Origin of the sequence: Paenalcaligenes sp. Me52, assembly GCF_050487965.1 — a bacterium.
Classification (GTDB): Bacteria; Pseudomonadota; Gammaproteobacteria; order Burkholderiales; family Burkholderiaceae_B; genus Paenalcaligenes.
On record NZ_JBKQFO010000031.1, the window covers coordinates 1 to 645 of the forward strand.

Genomic DNA, 645 nt, shown 5'->3' on the forward strand with positions numbered 1-645 from the left:
GTGAAGGAAAGCGATCACCCCTGCTGGCTCGATGAAGACGACGAAAATCTGCCCGTGGTGCTCGATGCCATCGTGAACCGGGGAGCACGTTTTTCGGCAGTGGAAATGTACCTGGTCAGTGAGTGTGTGGAGCATATCCTGTCCAGTGGGCTGGCCTGCGATGTGCTGCGTATACCGGATGAACCGCCCCGCCGCTGGTTTGACCGTGATGTTCTGCGGGAGGTGGTCCGGGAGGCCCGGGCCGAAATCCGCAGCATGGCGGATGCCCTCGCAAAAATCCGGGGCTGATGATGGCGGGGAAAATCCCCGCCTTTTCCTGCCAGTCCCCGGACAGAGCACACAGGAAGTCGCCGCCGGCTCCGCTTTACCCGGCCATGCGGTGCATGGCCTTGTGGGTTTTCAGTTATGTGGCCGCCGTGTCGTGTGCGGGCTGTGCCGTGCCTCCATCTTAGCCGGGCTGGCGGGGATGCAAGGGTAAAATGAACGCGGCGGTCACCCGGTCCCTCCTTCCCGTCTGCCGTGATTTTCCGGTCGTTCACCCGCTCAGATTTCGCGGTCTCACCCTGCAACTCCCGTCAGCCGTGTGCGTCAGGCTGCGGCTTCCCTTGCGCCCCTGCATCCCCGCCTGTTCGCCCGGCTTTTATG

At 62.8% G+C, this 645-nt stretch carries 1 protein-coding gene; it reads left to right on the plus strand.

The window, feature by feature from the left end; translation table 11 throughout:
• Positions 1-288 (plus strand): hypothetical protein (locus tag ACLO87_RS16800; RefSeq protein ID WP_430224345.1); only part of this gene is annotated, 288 nt, incomplete at its 5' end.
• Between the last annotated feature and the right edge of the window lie 357 nt (positions 289-645).